Below are 16330 nucleotides of genomic sequence, written 5' to 3' on the forward strand. Positions count from 1 at the left end.
AGGATCAAACTCTCATTAAAAGTGGGCTCTTGTACAGAAACCCTAATGTTTAAGTTGATTGCTCTTGTTGTTTTGCTGACTTACTTGTGTTGCGACACTTGCGTGTCGGCTTAATGTGCATCCGTCAGGATGCCCTGCACGTTTGGTTCGTTCATTCTTTGTTCAGTTTTCAAAGGCCAATCCGTTATCACGTGTTACGTGATGTTTCGTTCGTGACAACTTCTAAATATTACCATCGGATTAAATTTATGTCAACACTTTTTTCAAAAAATTAAAAAGTAAATTAAAAATGTTTTTTGTGTAAACAAAATGTAAATTATCTCCGTGCAATATAGATTATCACAATTTAAACGTGACTGTCAACAAAAAAATCAAAAAATAAAAAAAGAGTGGATTCCCACTCTTTTTCCCTGAACTATGTCTCTTATAATCTTTCGTTTAATTCTTTTGCTAATTCTTCGAAACCTGGTTTTCCAAGCAAGGCAAACATATTTTTTTTGTATGCCTCAACTCCCGGTTGGTCAAACGGATTTACACCATTTAGGTAACCAGAGATGGCTACTGCAATTTCGAAGAAATAAATCATGTATCCTAAAGAGTAAGCATCCATTGCTGGAATAGTTAATAGTAGATTAGGAACTTCCCCATCTGTATGAGCAAGCAAGGTACCTTGATAGGCTTTAGTATTTACAAAATCGACATCTTTACCTTCCAGATACTTCAACCCATCCAAATCTTCAACCAATTCTGGAATTTGAATGTTTTTACGTGGTTTATCGACTTTGATGACTGTTTCGAAAATATTGCGTTGTCCATCCTGGATATATTGACCCAATGAATGTAAATCGGTTGAGAAGTTTGCGCTAGAAGGATAAATTCCTTTTTGATCTTTACCTTCTGATTCTCCAAATAATTGTTTCCACCATTCAGAGAAGTATTGCATACCTGGCTCATAGTTAATTAACAATTCAGTAACTTTGCCTTTACGATAAAGGATATTACGGATTGCAGCATATTGATAGGCTTCGTTGTTTGTTAAATCAGCGTTGGAATATTCTGCTTGCGCATCGCGAGCACCTTGCATAAGTGCGTCAATATCTGCGCCACTAACGGCAATCGGCAATAAACCTACTGCTGTAAGAACTGTAAAACGTCCACCAATTTCATCTGGAATAACAAACGTCTCATAACCTTCAGTGTCTGCTTCATGCTTAGCAGCCCCACGTGCTTTGTCAGTCGTAGAGTAGATACGTTTGCGTGCTTCTTCTTTACCATATTTCTTAATCAGCAATTCTTTGAAAACACGGAATGCAATAGCTGGTTCAGTTGTTGTACCTGATTTAGAAATCATGTTAACGGAAAAATCACGGTCCCCAATCACTTCGATCAAATCTGATAAATAAGTTGAACTAATACTATTTCCGGCAAAGAAAATTTGCGGTGTTTTGCGTTCGCTGTCAGATTGTAGGTTATAGAAAGTATGGTTCAGGAAATCAATTGCAGCGCGTGCTCCTAAATATGAACCACCAATACCAATAACAACTAATACTTCTGAATCACTTTGGATTTTTTTTGCCGCTTCTTTAATGCGATCATATTCTTCTTTATCATAAGTTTCAGGCCAATCAACCCAGCCAGTGAAGTCACTGCCAGCGCCCGTACCTTCACGTAGAGCTTTATCAGCTGTCGTTACTTGATCTTGAAGATAGGTTAATTCATGCTCATTAAAAAATTTCAAAGCTTTGGTGTAATCGAATTGAATGTGTGCCATTAAAATACCTCCATCATTTATCACTTATACCTTTGAATAAATTGAAACCTTATTTATATATGGGAACTATTCCAAAATCATAGGCGTCCAATAGCGTTGTAAGTTCTTTAGAACGTCGCCAAACGACATCATCAGAATCCGATAGTAAGGTATCTGGATTATCTGGACGCTCCACTACATCGAACACAAAAAGCGAGACATTATTTTCTTCTGCCTTCAGGTTTGCCAGGTCAATCAGACGCAAGGAATCTGCTTCAATCTCAACAAATTCCAGCAAATGCTTCATAATGATGCCCATTGGCAATTTGCCACCACTTTCTGTTTCTTTGTTTAGGAATGAAATTGAGTCACCATTTTTTTCTACTAGAAAAAATGATTCTCCTTGGGCATTTGTCACCATGATAGTTCCTGCAACTACTCTTGTACCAGCCATGGCCATCCATCTCGCTTCCTAAAATTGATCTCTTACCTATTTATTCACTATCCGCAAGGCGATCTTGCTCATCTTGCTGTGCTTCTGCAATCCAGGTTGGCATAACTTTGCGTAACGTTTCAAACCCTATTTGAGGAGCATAGCGCCTTCTTCTGTGTTTCTTGGGTTTTACATTCGAGGGAATATCTAACTTGTCCAACGCTCTTAACGAAAGGCTGATTTTCTTCGTATACTCATCTATATCGATAATCATGGCCTCTACTTCTTCGCCGACTTGAATCATATCCTCAAGATTCGTTACATAACCATGCCTACATTCAGAAATGTGAATGAGTCCTTGAGTATTTTTATCAATAGCAACAAATACGCCATATGATTGTATACCAGTTACTTTACTGGTTATAATATCACCTATTTTGTATTCCATATTCTGTTACTTCCCTTCTACACAAGCCATTATAGCACGGAAAGCATATAAAATGTTGGATTGCGCAACCATTAATAAAATGACTATAAAATTTCAATTCCTGTAATTACTACATCGTTTACAGGTTTATCATTTGCTCCTGTTTCAACAGCTTCAATTGCGTAAACAACATCCATGCCAGAACGAACTTGGCCGAATACAGTATGACGGTGATCCAACCACGGTGTTCCACCATTTTTACCATACTCTTCCACGATTTCAGCTGGCCAGCCGCCTTTTTCCAATTGCGCCAACATACTGAATTCTACTGAACGTTTAGTAACGATGAAAAATTGGCTTCCGTTTGTGTTGGGACCAGCATTAGCCATCGAAAGTGCTCCATGAAGGTTGAATACTTTAGTGCTGAATTCATCCTCAAAAGAATCACCCCAAATACTTTGTCCGCCCATACCAGTTCCCGTTGGGTCCCCCCCTTGAATCATAAAATCTTCGATGATTCGATGGAAGATAATACCGTCATAATAACCTTTTTCTGCTAAAGCCAAGAAGTTTTCTACTGCTTTAGGAGCAACTTCTGGGAACAAGCTTATATGAATATCACCCATATTTGTTTTCATAATAATATTTTTTTCGTTTTCTGCTTTTTCAACTAATTGTAGAAATTCATTCATTACTTCTCCTCCTTTTTTTCCATTTTACCATAGAGGACCACGGAGTTTCTATATACTTTGTTTTTTTGTTAGTAGCAAAGAAACGTTTCATGTTATCATTGAGGCATATATAAAAATAAGATTGAGGATGCAGGCGCATGATAATATTTAATAATTTTCCATTAGTTTGTTCTTTAACGGCTATATTTTTCACGCAAATCATTAAGTTTCCAATTGCTTACTTATTAAAGGATCGGCAGACATCTCTCTCAATTGTTACCACAACGGGAGGAATGCCGAGTTCCCACTCGGCTGGCGTAACAGCACTGATAACAGCGCTCATACTTGAATACGGTTATACTTCGGGGTATGTAGCAATTGCAACGACATTTGGTGTTATTGTTATGTTCGACTCAATGGGGGTTAGGCGCCAAAGCGGCGAACAAGGCATCGTCATTGAAGACATCCTGGAGGAAATTAAGTTGTTGGCACGATTCCATGCCAAAGATGGAATCAAGGTAAATCGTAAGTTAATCATACGCAAATACCTGGGCCACAAACCACTGGAAGTATTCGTTGGGCTATTAACCGGGATTTTAATAACCTTTGTAGTCACTATGATTTATGTGCGCTTAGGAATTCTTTGAGCTTAGTTGGAGGGGTAATATTGTTAGAAAATAAAGACATTTATGACATCACCATTATTGGAGGCGGACCCGCTGGAATGTTTACAGCTTTCTATGCTGGTCTCAGACAAGCTAAAGTAAAAATAATCGAAGCTTTGCCCCAGTTGGGTGGACAACCTGGAATGTTGTATACTGAAAAAGTCATTTACGACATCCCCGCTCTACCTGCTATCACCGGTGGAGATTTGGTAAAAAATTTAAACGAACAACTTGATCGTTTCGACACAACTGTTTGTTGCGGAGAAGAAGCCTTTGAGCTGGAGAAAGATGAGAACGGCATTTTTGAGATTCAAACGTCTAAACAAAAACATTACTCAAAAGCGGTTATTATTTCTGCAGGAAATGGGGCGTTTCGTCCTCGTAAGCTAGAAATCGATCACGCTGAATTATACGAAAACACAAATTTACATTACTTTGTAAACAATATAGAGAGTTTCCGTGATAAAACGGTCGCAATTTGTGGCGGTGGCGATTCTGCTGTCGATTGGGCTTTAACTCTGGAACCTCTGGCAAAAAAAGTCTTTTTGATTCATCGTCGCCCACAATTCCGGGCGCAGGAACACAGTATTCACCTCCTTTCAAAATCATCAGTGGAGATATTGACTCCGTATGTTCCAGTTACGATTAATGGCGACGGAAAATTATTGTCAAGCGTCGTTCTACAGGAAGCCAGAAAAGACAATACAATCGAAATCGAGGTCGATGATTTCCTTATTAACTACGGCTTTTCTTCTTCAATCGGAGCCATGAAAAAATGGGGTTTTGATGTTAAAGGAAATTCCATAACCATCAACTCCAAAATGGAAACAACGATTCCTGGTGTTTATGCAGTTGGGGATATTTCTTCCTATGATGGTAAAGTAAAATTAATCGCAACAGGTTTTGGAGAAGCACCTACCGCTGTCAACAACGCAATGGTATATATTAATCCAGATACACGTGTCCAACCAATGCACAGTACAAGTTTATTCTAATAATTAATCTTAGGGAGGCATAAACATGGTCAAAAGCGCTAGTGAATTACATGCTAAAGCAACGAATTTGTTAAAGGAACGCGGCGTCGAAATTGAAGATATCGCAAAACTGGTTATGTTTTTACAAAAAGAATACGTTGAAGACTTATCAATGGAATTGTGTTGCAATAATGTGCATTCAGTTTTGTTGAAGCGAGAAGTCCAAAACGCCGTGATAACGGGTATTGAATTGGATATTTTAGCTGAACAAGGCATATTATCCCAACCTTTATTGGATATTGTAGTAAATGATGAAGGTCTTTTCGGTATTGATGAAATCTTAGCCCTATCCATCGTTAACGTCTATGGGTCGATCGGTTTTACTAATTATGGCTATATCGATAAAGTTAAGCCTGGAATATTGAAAAAGTTAAACAATAAACATGACAACGAATGCCACACTTTTTTGGATGACATTGTGGGAGCAATCGCTGCTGCAGCTGCTAGCCGCATCGCCCACGATGATCCTAATAAATCTGAAATAATGAAATAACAGAAAAATCTCTGGGACTTATCCCAGAGATTTTTCTGTACGGCGATGGACAAGCCATAACCCAATTTCTAAAATGACAAAAACTAAAATAAAACAATGCATGAAAAATTCTTGTGGTAACGCCAATATAATCGGGTCCGTACGGTAGTCAAACAACCAAGCATCATTGTTAAAAAAAATATGGTGGAACGTTGTGAATAGCTCATCGAAATTTAGAAAAATTAAAAATAAAACACCGAGTGGTAATAAAACCATTATCCTGGTCGGCTGAATCAATTCATAAAGAGTAGCAGTTTTCTTTTTATATTGCCAAAATAAAAAAGAAGCTATTCCACTGATAAATAAAATCGCATAATCCAACAAAAATAATATTTTTACTTCATAAAAATGGAATAATCCACTTTCAGACGATGGAAAATCGGGCATAGCCAACCTCTCAATCCAAGGGAAATTCAAATAATCGATTAAAATACGATAATTATAGAGAATCACTTCCTTAGACAGGCCAACCCGTTCTGGAATATTGAAATAATCAACATCAAAAGCATACATAGGTATAAAATTAATGGTAAATGCGATTGCAAAAGAAAGAATAAACATGAAAATCGCTAACAAACCTAGACTATTTTTTATAATTTTCATCATTCAAACCGCCATTCACTCAAATCGTTTAGTGTGTAGGTCGGCTTGTTGCTGATTGTAGATAGTTCCTCTGGTTTCGTAACGCCAGTAAGAGCCAAAATGGTATCAACCCCAAAGTTCATCCCCGCTAAAATGTCCGTGTGATAATTGTCACCGATCATTGCAACTTCCTCTTTGGTCAATCCGATCCTTTCAAGGGCACCATCCATAATATAGCCATAAGGCTTGCCAATAATTATGGGTTCTTTTTGGGTACTTGTCTTCAAAAAGGCTGTTAAAGAGCCCGCGCCCGGCATCATCCCTTTTTCTGTTGGTAAATTAACGTCTGGATTAGTTGCTATAAAAGCAGCCCCATTACGAATGGCTGTACTAGCCGTAGCTAATTTTTGATAAGAAGCAAAGCGATCCAGCCCTTGAATAACCACTTCAATATCATCTTCAACAATCACCAACCCAGCTTCTTCAACCTGGGCTTGTAAAGCCGGCTCACCCACTACAAAGGTACGGGCTCCAGGATACGTTTTCTTTGCGTAATCTACAGCCGCTAACCCACTCGTATAGACATTATCAGCGGAGGCGTCAATGCCACTTACCGCTTTCAAATGTTCGACCACGTCTTCTTGTGTCTTGGTTGCGTTATTGGTTACGTAAAGATAAGGAATACCCCGCGCTTCCAATTCCGATATAAATGTTTTTGCAGTAGGAATAGGATCCGTACCCGCATAGACTGTTCCATCTAAATCAATAAAAAAACCTTTATACTGCTTGATAAGTCATCCGCCTCCGAAATCTTAATCTTCAATTTTATGAATCTGAAAACTGGTTTTTGGCTTATCTTCTGAACTTTCAGAGGGGCCATTTTTTATTTTATTTCGTTGTTTGGTTTTATCAGTTTGTTTAATGACAAAATTCTTTTTTTGCTTGACTGGTACACTAGTTGATTTATCATTTTGCTCGACAACTTCAGTGTTAGTCGGAGGAGTTTGGCGTTTTTTCTTCCGTTTATTCCGGGATTTTTTAGTTTCAGATTGTTCTTTTTCAAGAACGAAATAAGCACAACCAAAATTGCAGTATTCATATAAATAATCTTCTAAAAAGCTGATTTTTTTGTCTAGTGGTGCACGATTATTTTTATCGTTGAAAAAGCCTTTTAGACGTAACTGGTCATATCCCCAGTCACCAACAATATAATCATATTTGTTCAAAATGGTATTGTAACGATTAGCGATAGCTTCTTCATTAACAGCGTCACGATAATTAGCAGCTATTATGTAAGTAAGATTTTCAATTTTAATCTTATTATCTTCCAACAGCTCTACCTGACTTAAATTTAAAACTTTTTCTTCTTTCACTTTATCGTTTGTTTCAACAATATCCTCTAACTTGGCATTCACTTTTTCTTTAACAGTTTTACTTTTTTGCTTCATAATTACACCTCATCACTTCACGAAATAGGAAAATGGTCTTCTAAATACAGTAACACTACATCCCTCAGAAAATAGGGGAATAAAAGGCTGACATCCGCTTTATTCTCAATTAAAGGGAAAAAACTTATATAACGGTAATGATCGACCGTAACAAAACTAATTTCTTGGTCATCAGTTACCTGTATTTCTTTATGATAAATGATTCTTTTTTTATTATCTATGCGAATCCCCTTGTAGACAAGTTCTCCAAAGATTCTACCACGAAACCCCATTCCCGTCACTTCCCGAGTACGGAGTTCCAGACGCATGGCCTCCATCCCCCAAATAAGTTCTTTGAATGTTCGGCCATCCATCTTGCAAACGATAAGCCGCATGGGATGAGGTAAAATATGGTGCATCGTTTCTTTTGTCACAATGCCTGCCTCTAGATCATCCAAAAACAAACCTGAGTTAAGCATTCCAATTTCATTTTCAGCATAAGAACAAATAGCATCCAATCCAAGATAAACTAAATCTGTTGGTTTTTCCCAGTCTGTGCGAAGGGTCCTAGGCATGTCAGCAATTTTTACAGCTTCAAGGATTTTTATTCCTTTTTCCCAATAACTCGTTACTTCATCCAAGTCACCCGCTTCAGAGGGTAGACTTTCGCATTCAATCAACTCTGTCTCTAACTTTGAGATTTCCTTATCATGAAGGGTAATGGTGGTATGTCCGATATATTCCCCCCACTTGCCTCCGCCCGTCAATAAAGTGCCCTCTATTTTTCGCCCTACCGGTAGAACATGGTGGGTATGGGCACCGATAATCACATCCACATCTTCATACATTTCTGCCATGTGTTCATCTTCTATAATACCCATATGTGACAAAATAATAATAACATCTGTTTGCGTTCTCAATTGACTCAGTAGCTGCGGCAATACTTCATACGACTCTTTGGGTTGCCATCCATTAGGCACATAACTTAAATAGAGAGGGGATGTCAGACCAATAATACCAATCCTGATGCCATCATTCGTCGTTTTTATGGTAAAGGGTTGAACCCAATCAGGAATCTTTTTATCCTCGATATCAACTAAATTAGCTAGCACTACTGGAAAATTTGCATCCTTATAGAGATTATTAAGAATATGCTTGGAATTACCGATGCCTTCATTATTTCCTATCGTTACGGCATCATATGCGACTTGATTCATAAGCGAAATATTGGCATGCCCATTCGTAGCTTCTGTCCAAGGGTGAACACGATCAAGAAAATCACCAATATCAAAAAGGAAAACATCTTCTCCAGAAGATTCGTGACTTCTCTTTTTTTCGTTCAAATAACGACGTATTTTCGGCCAATTTTCAAAATGCGAATGGAGATCATTGATATGATACAAGTGAACCTTCTTTGTCATTATCATCCCTACTTTCCCTGTTGGCGTATACTATTAGTTTATCATATTAGCGTCCTCTCAGGGAGAAGCGTAAAAACAAAAAAATAAGCCCCGCAAATAAGCTGGGCCTAAATTGTTATTTAATTTGTTGTTTATTCCACTCTTCAGCGTGTAAACCGACTTTTTTCACCAATTCGACATACGTCGATAATTCCTCTGGTTCCAGAACGGAAAATATTTGCACGATATCTTCTTCGTTAATTGGAAAAATCTCATCCATTAACTTTCTACCTTCATCTGTTATTGCTGTAAAAATAACGCGGCGATCCGTTTCACATGGGTTACGGTGAACCAAACCTTTTGTTTCAAGCTTATCAATAACGTAAGTCAAGCTGCTGCTGGCGAGAAGAATTTTTTTACCAATACTTTGTATAGGTTGTTCTCCCTTATGGTATAGCAATTCTAAAACGCCAAACTCGGATACATTTAGACCGAATTTTGAAATACTACGTTTGATACTTTCTTGGACATGTTGTGAGGACCGCATTAATACTGTGAGTGCTTTTAATGAATCATTTGCACGCTCCGTCATTTGTATCACTCCAATCCTTTCGATTTCGAGATAATAATACCATTCTATTTGGAATAAGTCAAAAACATTTATCCGAATTACAAGTATCTCTCCTTATATAACGATAGTTTTCAAAGATTGAGTATTTTATATTCTTGGGTTATGGTTAAACTGTAAGTCATTTTTATTTATGGAGGGAGTATTTCATGAAAGCTATCGGAATAAAACAACCTGGTGGGTCAGACCAGTTGCAACTTATAGAAAGAGATAGACCGGAACTAAACAAAGGTGATTTGCTGATAAAGGTAGAGGCGGCCGGCGTTAATCGAACCGACATATTAACGCGTGAGCGGGATACCGATGCACCTGAAAATGTTCGTTTAGGAGTAGAAGTAGCCGGAACAGTTGCCGAATCACAAGCAGATAGTGCGTTTAAAGTGGGCGATCGGGTGATGGGATTAGTAAATGGGGGCGGTTATAGTGAATTTGTAATTATGCCTGAAAATAGAGCAATGAAAATTCCGGATACTTTATCGTTTGTTGAAGGTGCAGCCATTCCAGAAGTTTTTGCCACTGCCTATCAAACCTTGTTTTGGATTGGCCGACTTGAAGAAAATGAATCCGTCTTGATTCATGCTGGCGCTAGTGGTGTCGGTACAGCTGCTATCCAATTAGCAAAACAATTAAAAAATGCGCACGTTATCGTCACCGCTGGATCTCAAGAAAAACTCGACTTTTGCAAAAACTTAGGTGCAGATGTGGTTATCAATTATAAAGAAGAGTCTTTTGATGATGTAGTCCTTAAAGAAACGAATGGCCGAGGAGTCGATTTAATATTAGATTTCGTTGGTGCAAGTTACTGGGAGAGGAACTACCGGAGTGCTGCAGTAGACAGTCGTTGGGTCCTTATTGGAACGCTCGGCGGCTCAAAAATAGAATCTTTCGAAATTTTTTCTTTAATGCAAAAACGAATTCAGCTAAATGGTACGGGCTTAACTCCCCGTTCAGATGAATACAAAGCGAAATTATCACAAGAATTGATCGATAGAACAAAATCGTTGTTTGAATCAGGTTCAATAAAACCAATCGTCGATACAACTTTCACGTTTGAAAACGTAAAAAGCGCCCACGATTATATGGAAGCGGATAAAAATATCGGAAAAATCATTCTGAATTTATAAAACAAATAAAAAGATAAGGAGGGTGGGACTTTGTCCCGCTCTCCTTATCTATATTTTTTTATCTAATTCTTCAACAGCTTGAGGAGCAATGATTGTCCGGTGCGGTTGCACAGATCGTGTCAACCACACATTTCCACCGATAATACAATAGTCGCCTATCATGGTGTCGCCGCCAAGAATCGTCGCACCAGCATAAATTACAACATGATTACCGATATCAGGATGCCGCTTGTTCCCCTTTACAAGACTGCCATCTTCATTTACTTGAAAGCTTTTAGCCCCAATGGTCACCCCTTGATATAACTTCACATGATGGCCCAAAGTTGCGGTTTCACCGATGACGACCCCTGTTCCGTGATCAATAAAAAAGTAAGGTCCAATTTTTGCCCCAGGGTGAATATCAATACCCGTCATGGAATGAGCGATCTCTGACATCATGCGCGGAAGAATGGGCACGTCCATCCTATACAATTCATGCGCCATACGGTGAATACTTATTGCTTCAAAGCCTGGATAAGAGAGCATAATTTCTTCCCGGGATTTTGCCGCTGGATCACCATCATAGGCTGCCGTAACGTCAGTTTCCAGGGTTTCGTAAACTGTAGGTAGTTTTTCCAAAAAAGTAGCGATTATATCCTCAGTATCTGCAGGCTCTGTCCCTAAGCGGATCAGAACTTTTTCAAATATTTGCTTTGACTCCTCTATCCGAATATTCTGGGGAGGTATCTCGTCAAAATAAGCACCAAAAATCCGCGGATACATGATACTTCTTAGACGACAAATCAACTTTGAAATTTGGTCTTTCACACCGCAAAAGTTTGAGGAAGTCATAAAAGATTTGTCAATCATATTCAATCACTCCACAAATCCATCAATAGATAAATAACGATCGCCGCCGTCTGGTAGCAATACGACAATACGTTTTCCTTCATTCTCTGGCCGTTTCGCCAATTCAAAAGCAGCATACAGTGCCGCCCCAGATGAAATACCTACAAACACACCTTCTTGTTTGCCTAAATCGCGAGCTGTTATATAAGCATCTTCATTGGTCACTGCAATAACTTCATCATAGATTTCAGTATTTAAATTTTTTGGGATAAATCCAGTTCCAATACCTTGAATCTTATGAGGACCTTTTTCCCCTTTTGAAAGGACAGGTGAGGTTGCCGGTTCAACAGCCACAACTTTAATTTCCTGGTTTTTTTCTTTCAAATATTTCCCAGCACCAGAAATTGTACCTCCCGTACCAACACCAGCTACAAAGATGTCTACTTCCCCATCAGTGTCTTCCCAAATTTCAGGTCCTGTGGTTTCATAGTGAACTTTTGGGTTTGCTGGATTGGAAAACTGATCCGGCATAAAAGCATTCTCATTATCCTTAACTAATTCTTTGGCTTTTTCGATGGAGCCAGAAATTCCTAAATCACCAGGTGTCAGAACAAGTTCCGCTCCATAGCCTTTCATTAGCTTACGGCGTTCTACTGACATAGTTTCAGGCATTACCAAGATTGTTTTATAACCACGTGCTGCAGCTACTGAAGCAAGTCCGATTCCTGTGTTACCAGATGTTGGTTCAATCACAAGGCCACCTGGCTTTAAGATACCTTTTGCTTCTGCATCATCAATCATAGCTTTGGCAATACGATCTTTTACTGACCCACCCGGGTTGAAATATTCCAACTTTGCAATAACATCACCTTTTAGCGAAAGTGTTTCTTTGGCGTTTTTCAATTCAAGCAGTGGCGTTTTTCCGATAATTTGATCTAATGAAGTATAAATTTTTGACATGTGATATTCTCCTTTCGAAAATAAACTCTAATAATATTCTAACATTATTCTAAATATGTTGTTGTATCATTTGCTTAAATTCACTCTTTTTGGACACAAACGCTGATAATGCTTATAGAGCATACTGAATTTCCTATTTTTGATTATATTCCCATGACTTGTCTTTTTCCACAAACTATCACTATTTTCCGCTCTTCAGTGCTCCTTATAACAAAAGAACAGCTCGATTGAGCTGTTCTTAGGATAATTTTATAGGGAAAGAAAACCTTCTAATTCCATTGGAGCTACGGGTTGGTTTCCACGGAATACTCGCATATTCCCGGCAGATAACTCATCGATCAGTAAAATTTCCCCTGTTTCACGATCTTTACCGAATTCAAGTTTGATATCATACAAATCCAATCCTTTGTTAGCCAATTCCTCTTTTATGACCAGGCAGATTTTCTTTGTCAGTTCTACAACTGTTTCATAATCTTTCTCAGATAAAATATCTAAAAGAGCCAAGGCTTCTTTGTTGACGAAAGGATCTTGGCGTTCATCATCTTTCAAAGTGATTTCGACATAGCCATCAAGAGGCTGGCCTTCCGTTACATAAGCACCATAACGTTTCATGAAGCTTCCCACTGCTCGGTAACGACAAATAACTTCTATCCCTTTGCCAAAAACGGCAACAGGTTTTACTTCCATCATTTTCGCATCCAAATCACACGTGATGAAATGAGTCGGAATGCCTTTTTCTTTAAGTCGTTCAAAGAAAAATTTGCTGACAGCCAGACCAGAGCGACCAGAACCTTCAACTGTCAAACCAACCTGATTTTCACCCGGGTCAAAAACACCATCTTTTCCGGTCATATCATCCTTAAAAAACAATTGAATAACGCCGTCAACTTCGACAACATCTTTCGTTTTACCCCGATAAATTACCTTCATCAGTTTTCCTCCATCTTTATAGCATCTCGCCAACGCTTTAGGAGACTGTCACTCTCGACTAGTCTCTCCAGCTTTTCAACTGCTTCATCCATCAAAATAAAGTGCCCCATCTTTCGTTGGTGTCTAGGCTCCCCTTTATCATAGAGATGAATGATTGCTTCCGGAAAATGCTTGATTAATTCTGGAATTTCAGCTATGTGCTGACCAAGAATATTTACCATTAATGTTGGTGTCAATAAACGGACCGGAATAATCGGTCTTCCAGTTATTGCTAAAATATGTTGATCAAACTGAGAAACATTCGTTCCTTCAATTGTATAATGGCCAGTATTATGTGGCCGTGGTGCGAGTTCATTTACGACTACCTCGCCATCGCCAGATACAAAGAATTCAATGCCACAAACCCCAATCAGTTCTGACGAGTGGGCGATTTTTTCAGCAATGGCAATCATTTTATTTTGAACAGCTTCAGGTATAGTAGAACTCGTTACGCTTGTAAATAAAATACCTGCCACATGTTGATTGACAACTGGTGGGAAACAAGCAACAGTCCCAAATACATCACGAGCAACCACCACGGAAGTTTCATATTCGAACGGATAAAAAGCTTCCAGAACGCACTCTGCTTCTAATATTTTCGATAGTTCGGCTAGATTTTCCAAATCAGATGAATTGTTTATTTTGAATTGACCCTTACCATCATAGCCAAAACGGGTACGTTTTAAAATGGCGGGATATCCAGTCTTTTCAAGTGCAGCTATTAAATCTTCCCTGGTATTAACCGCCATATATGCGGCACAAGGTATACCATTTTCGCCCAACCATTTTTTCTCATTTAAACGATTTTGGGTCGTTAACAGAAAATCCGTATTTTGAGGTAGGTACGTACTATCATTCAACTTCGTCAAAATTTCGCCATTAATATTTTCGAATTCATAAGTTAAAACATCAACAGAACGCGCAAAATCCATGACTTTTTCTTGGTCATTAAATGAACCCACTTGGGTATAATGACTGACGCCAAAACCACAAGCTGTCTTCCCTTCGTCGTACATCCCGACGCGATAGCCCATTTTTTGGGCGGATTGCCCCAACATTTTCCCTAATTGACCGCCACCCAATATACCAATTGTTTGGTTCGGATAAATGGTTTTACTCATCAAATTTGGCCTCGCTCTCTATGGCCAGCTGTTTTTGTTCCGCTTGATATTTTTCCAACACTTGCGTTAAGTTGTCATTATCGAAAGCGAGCATACGCGCTGCCATAAGTCCTGCATTTTTAGCGCCGCTGTTTCCAATCGCCATTGTTGCCACAGGAACTCCGCCAGGCATTTGAACGATCGATAGCAACGAGTCCATGCCACTTAACGCACTGGATTTCATTGGAACACCGATGACAGGTAACGTTGTTTGCGAAGCAATCATTCCTGGTAAATGTGCAGCTCCTCCGGCTCCGGCAATAATGATACGAATCCCTTTGGACCTTGCTTCCTTTGCAAAAGTAAACATTTCATCCGGCATCCGATGAGCAGAAAGTATGTGCTTTTCGTATGGAATAGCCAACTCATCAAGCAAATCACAACTATGTTTCATCTGCGGCCAGTCCGAGATACTTCCCATCACAACTGCAATTTTGATTTCAGTCATTGATACTCTCCTTCCGACGGTAAACTAATTTGAAACCCCGATATCACTTCGATAAAAGAGGTTTTCCATATTTACGCCTTTTAACCAACCATATATTTGTTTACGACAGATGTCTAGGCTTTCCCCTTGGCAAGTCACCATAAACACACGTCCCCCTGCAGCTACTATTTCTCCATCAACTAGAGAAACTCCAGAATAGAACACATCAATATTTTCAGGTACATTTGGTAAATCCAATACAAATCCACTTACATATTCCTTCGGATAACCTTTGGCAGCAACCATTACCCCAACACTTTGTAATGGTGAATAAGTGATTTCTGGTAACGATTTGGCAAAATGATGCTCTAGCAACCCAACCCAATCAACTTGAATCAAGGGCAGTAACACCTGCGTTTCCGGATCACCAAAACGAGCATTGAATTCAATGACCTTAAGACCTGTCTTTGTCTTCATAACTCCTGTATATAAGATACCCGTGTAAGGTGTCCCGTTTTCTACCATTTGCTTAGTAAGGGGTTGAACGATTGTCTGCATGATTTCTTCGCTAATGCTTTCATCATCGCCTGAAACGGGGGAAATAGCACCCATTCCACCAGTATTTAGCCCCTTATCTCCATCAAACGCACGCTTATAATCACGCGCAATCCCTAATGGGATAACATGCTCCCCATTCACTAAACTGAAATGTGAAAACTCTGGTCCTTCCAAAAACTCCTCAATCACAATCGGGATTTTTTTATCTCTTAATGTTTCAATAATAATTTGTTGTGCTTGTGCATGACTTTCGCAAATATAAACGCCCTTCCCGGCTGCCAGCCCACTCTCCTTGATCACAATCGGCAAAGGTAAGGTTTGGATATACGCTGTCGCATCCACTATATCCCCATCATCAAATGAACGGTAACCTGCAGTCGAAATATCGGCTTTATGCATCATATCTTTAGCAAAAATTTTTGATGTTTCGATTTGTCCAGCAGCTTTTGTGGGACCCACAATCAAAAATTCATGGTTACGAAAAGCATCCACAACCCCGACTTCTATAGCAGCCTCTGGACCGACAAATGTATAGTCTATTTCTTCTGCTTTCGCCAAAGCAATCAACCCATCTGTATCTGTCGCCGAAATGGCCACACACTCGACTTTCTCTGTTCCAATCATCATTCCGGGATTTCCTGGCGCAACAAAGACAGTATTTACGAAAGGACTTTTTTCAAAGGCGACCGCTAACGCATGTTCACGACCTCCAGAACCGATAATCAATATCTTTTTTCCCATGCTATTACCTCACC

General features: G+C 39.1%; 19 protein-coding genes. 4 read left to right on the forward strand and 15 right to left on the reverse strand.

Translation table 11 applies throughout. The annotated features are described in order from the left end of the window. Positions 1-424 precede the first annotated feature (424 nt). From ACTU7M_RS08935 to ACTU7M_RS08950, 4 genes are all read right to left on the reverse strand, one after another. Positions 425-1771 (reverse strand): glucose-6-phosphate isomerase, encoded by a 1347-nt coding sequence (locus tag ACTU7M_RS08935; RefSeq protein WP_443474047.1) that lies wholly within the window; start codon positions 1769-1771, stop codon positions 425-427. A gap of 49 nt (positions 1772-1820) precedes the next feature. After that, positions 1821-2204: a hypothetical protein gene (locus tag ACTU7M_RS08940; RefSeq protein ID WP_443474048.1), complete on the reverse strand. Its 384-nt coding sequence runs from the start codon at positions 2202-2204 to the stop codon at positions 1821-1823. 40 nt (positions 2205-2244) lie between these two features. Then, the gene (locus ACTU7M_RS08945; protein ID WP_443474049.1) at positions 2245-2631 is read right to left on the reverse strand and encodes a CvfD/Ygs/GSP13 family RNA-binding post-transcriptional regulator; all 387 of its coding nucleotides are present in this window, start codon (positions 2629-2631) and stop codon (positions 2245-2247) included. An 83-nt stretch (positions 2632-2714) separates the two neighbouring features. Beyond that, positions 2715-3302, reverse strand: a complete 588-nt coding sequence (locus tag ACTU7M_RS08950; RefSeq protein ID WP_443474050.1) for a peptidylprolyl isomerase — start codon at positions 3300-3302, stop codon at positions 2715-2717. A 137-nt stretch (positions 3303-3439) separates the two neighbouring features. On the opposite strand from ACTU7M_RS08950, the gene ACTU7M_RS08955 reads away from it, so the two are divergent. The 3 genes from ACTU7M_RS08955 to ACTU7M_RS08965 are packed head-to-tail and all read left to right on the forward strand — an operon-like array spanning position 3440 to position 5473. Next, entirely contained in the window at positions 3440-3928 is a 489-nt protein-coding gene (locus tag ACTU7M_RS08955; RefSeq protein ID WP_443474051.1) for a divergent PAP2 family protein, read from the forward strand. Positions 3929-3948: 20 nt separating this feature from the next. Then, on the forward strand, positions 3949-4941 hold the full coding sequence (locus ACTU7M_RS08960; protein WP_443474052.1) for an NAD(P)/FAD-dependent oxidoreductase: 993 nt from the start codon (positions 3949-3951) through the stop codon (positions 4939-4941). A 25-nt stretch (positions 4942-4966) separates the two neighbouring features. Further along, positions 4967-5473 (forward strand): phosphatidylglycerophosphatase A family protein, encoded by a 507-nt coding sequence (locus tag ACTU7M_RS08965; protein WP_443474053.1) that lies wholly within the window; start codon positions 4967-4969, stop codon positions 5471-5473. Positions 5474-5491: 18 nt separating this feature from the next. Here ACTU7M_RS08965 and ACTU7M_RS08970 read toward each other — a convergent pair whose 3' ends face one another. The 5 genes from ACTU7M_RS08970 to ACTU7M_RS08990 all read right to left on the reverse strand — a co-directional run bounded on the left by ACTU7M_RS08970 (position 5492) and on the right by ACTU7M_RS08990 (position 9513). Continuing rightward, complete coding sequence (locus ACTU7M_RS08970; protein ID WP_443474135.1) at positions 5492-6073, reverse strand: TIGR01906 family membrane protein; 582 nt, start codon at positions 6071-6073, stop codon at positions 5492-5494. Positions 6074-6114: 41 nt separating this feature from the next. Then, entirely contained in the window at positions 6115-6885 is a 771-nt protein-coding gene (locus tag ACTU7M_RS08975) for a TIGR01457 family HAD-type hydrolase (protein ID WP_443474136.1), read from the reverse strand. A 21-nt stretch (positions 6886-6906) separates the two neighbouring features. Then, positions 6907-7542 (reverse strand): YutD family protein, encoded by a 636-nt coding sequence (locus ACTU7M_RS08980; RefSeq protein WP_443474054.1) that lies wholly within the window; start codon positions 7540-7542, stop codon positions 6907-6909. 17 nt (positions 7543-7559) lie between these two features. Further along, on the reverse strand, positions 7560-8942 hold the full coding sequence (locus ACTU7M_RS08985; protein WP_443474055.1) for a bifunctional metallophosphatase/5'-nucleotidase: 1383 nt from the start codon (positions 8940-8942) through the stop codon (positions 7560-7562). Positions 8943-9057: 115 nt separating this feature from the next. After that, complete coding sequence (locus ACTU7M_RS08990; RefSeq protein ID WP_443474056.1) at positions 9058-9513, reverse strand: MarR family winged helix-turn-helix transcriptional regulator; 456 nt, start codon at positions 9511-9513, stop codon at positions 9058-9060. Positions 9514-9698: 185 nt separating this feature from the next. Here ACTU7M_RS08990 and ACTU7M_RS08995 point away from each other — a divergent pair, with 185 nt between their 5' ends. Beyond that, entirely contained in the window at positions 9699-10673 is a 975-nt protein-coding gene (locus tag ACTU7M_RS08995) for an NAD(P)H-quinone oxidoreductase (RefSeq protein WP_443474057.1), read from the forward strand. Positions 10674-10721: 48 nt separating this feature from the next. Here the strand turns inward: ACTU7M_RS08995 and epsC are convergent, their stop codons facing one another. From epsC to purD, 6 genes are all read right to left on the reverse strand, one after another. Then, positions 10722-11522 carry a serine O-acetyltransferase EpsC gene (gene epsC / locus ACTU7M_RS09000; protein ID WP_443474058.1) on the reverse strand — a complete coding sequence of 267 codons (801 nt, stop codon included), beginning with the start codon at positions 11520-11522 and terminating at the stop codon, positions 10722-10724. 6 nt (positions 11523-11528) lie between these two features. Beyond that, positions 11529-12461, reverse strand: coding sequence for a cysteine synthase A (gene cysK, locus ACTU7M_RS09005; protein WP_443474059.1), 933 nt, complete (start codon positions 12459-12461; stop codon positions 11529-11531). Between the two features lie 249 nt (positions 12462-12710). Further along, on the reverse strand, positions 12711-13391 hold the full coding sequence (locus tag ACTU7M_RS09010; RefSeq protein ID WP_443474060.1) for a phosphoribosylaminoimidazolesuccinocarboxamide synthase: 681 nt from the start codon (positions 13389-13391) through the stop codon (positions 12711-12713). Further along, the gene (purK, locus tag ACTU7M_RS09015; protein WP_443474061.1) at positions 13391-14551 is read right to left on the reverse strand and encodes a 5-(carboxyamino)imidazole ribonucleotide synthase; all 1161 of its coding nucleotides are present in this window, start codon (positions 14549-14551) and stop codon (positions 13391-13393) included. The genes ACTU7M_RS09010 and purK overlap by 1 nt, the downstream gene beginning before the upstream one ends. Further along, positions 14544-15038 (reverse strand): 5-(carboxyamino)imidazole ribonucleotide mutase, encoded by a 495-nt coding sequence (gene purE / locus ACTU7M_RS09020; protein ID WP_443474062.1) that lies wholly within the window; start codon positions 15036-15038, stop codon positions 14544-14546. The genes purK and purE overlap by 8 nt, the downstream gene beginning before the upstream one ends. Before the next feature lie 24 nt (positions 15039-15062). Beyond that, positions 15063-16316: a phosphoribosylamine--glycine ligase gene (purD, locus tag ACTU7M_RS09025; protein WP_443474063.1), complete on the reverse strand. Its 1254-nt coding sequence runs from the start codon at positions 16314-16316 to the stop codon at positions 15063-15065. Between the last annotated feature and the right edge of the window lie 14 nt (positions 16317-16330).

Origin of the sequence: Jeotgalibaca sp. A122 (assembly GCF_052266715.1) — a bacterium.
GTDB lineage: Bacteria > Bacillota > Bacilli > Lactobacillales > Aerococcaceae > Jeotgalibaca.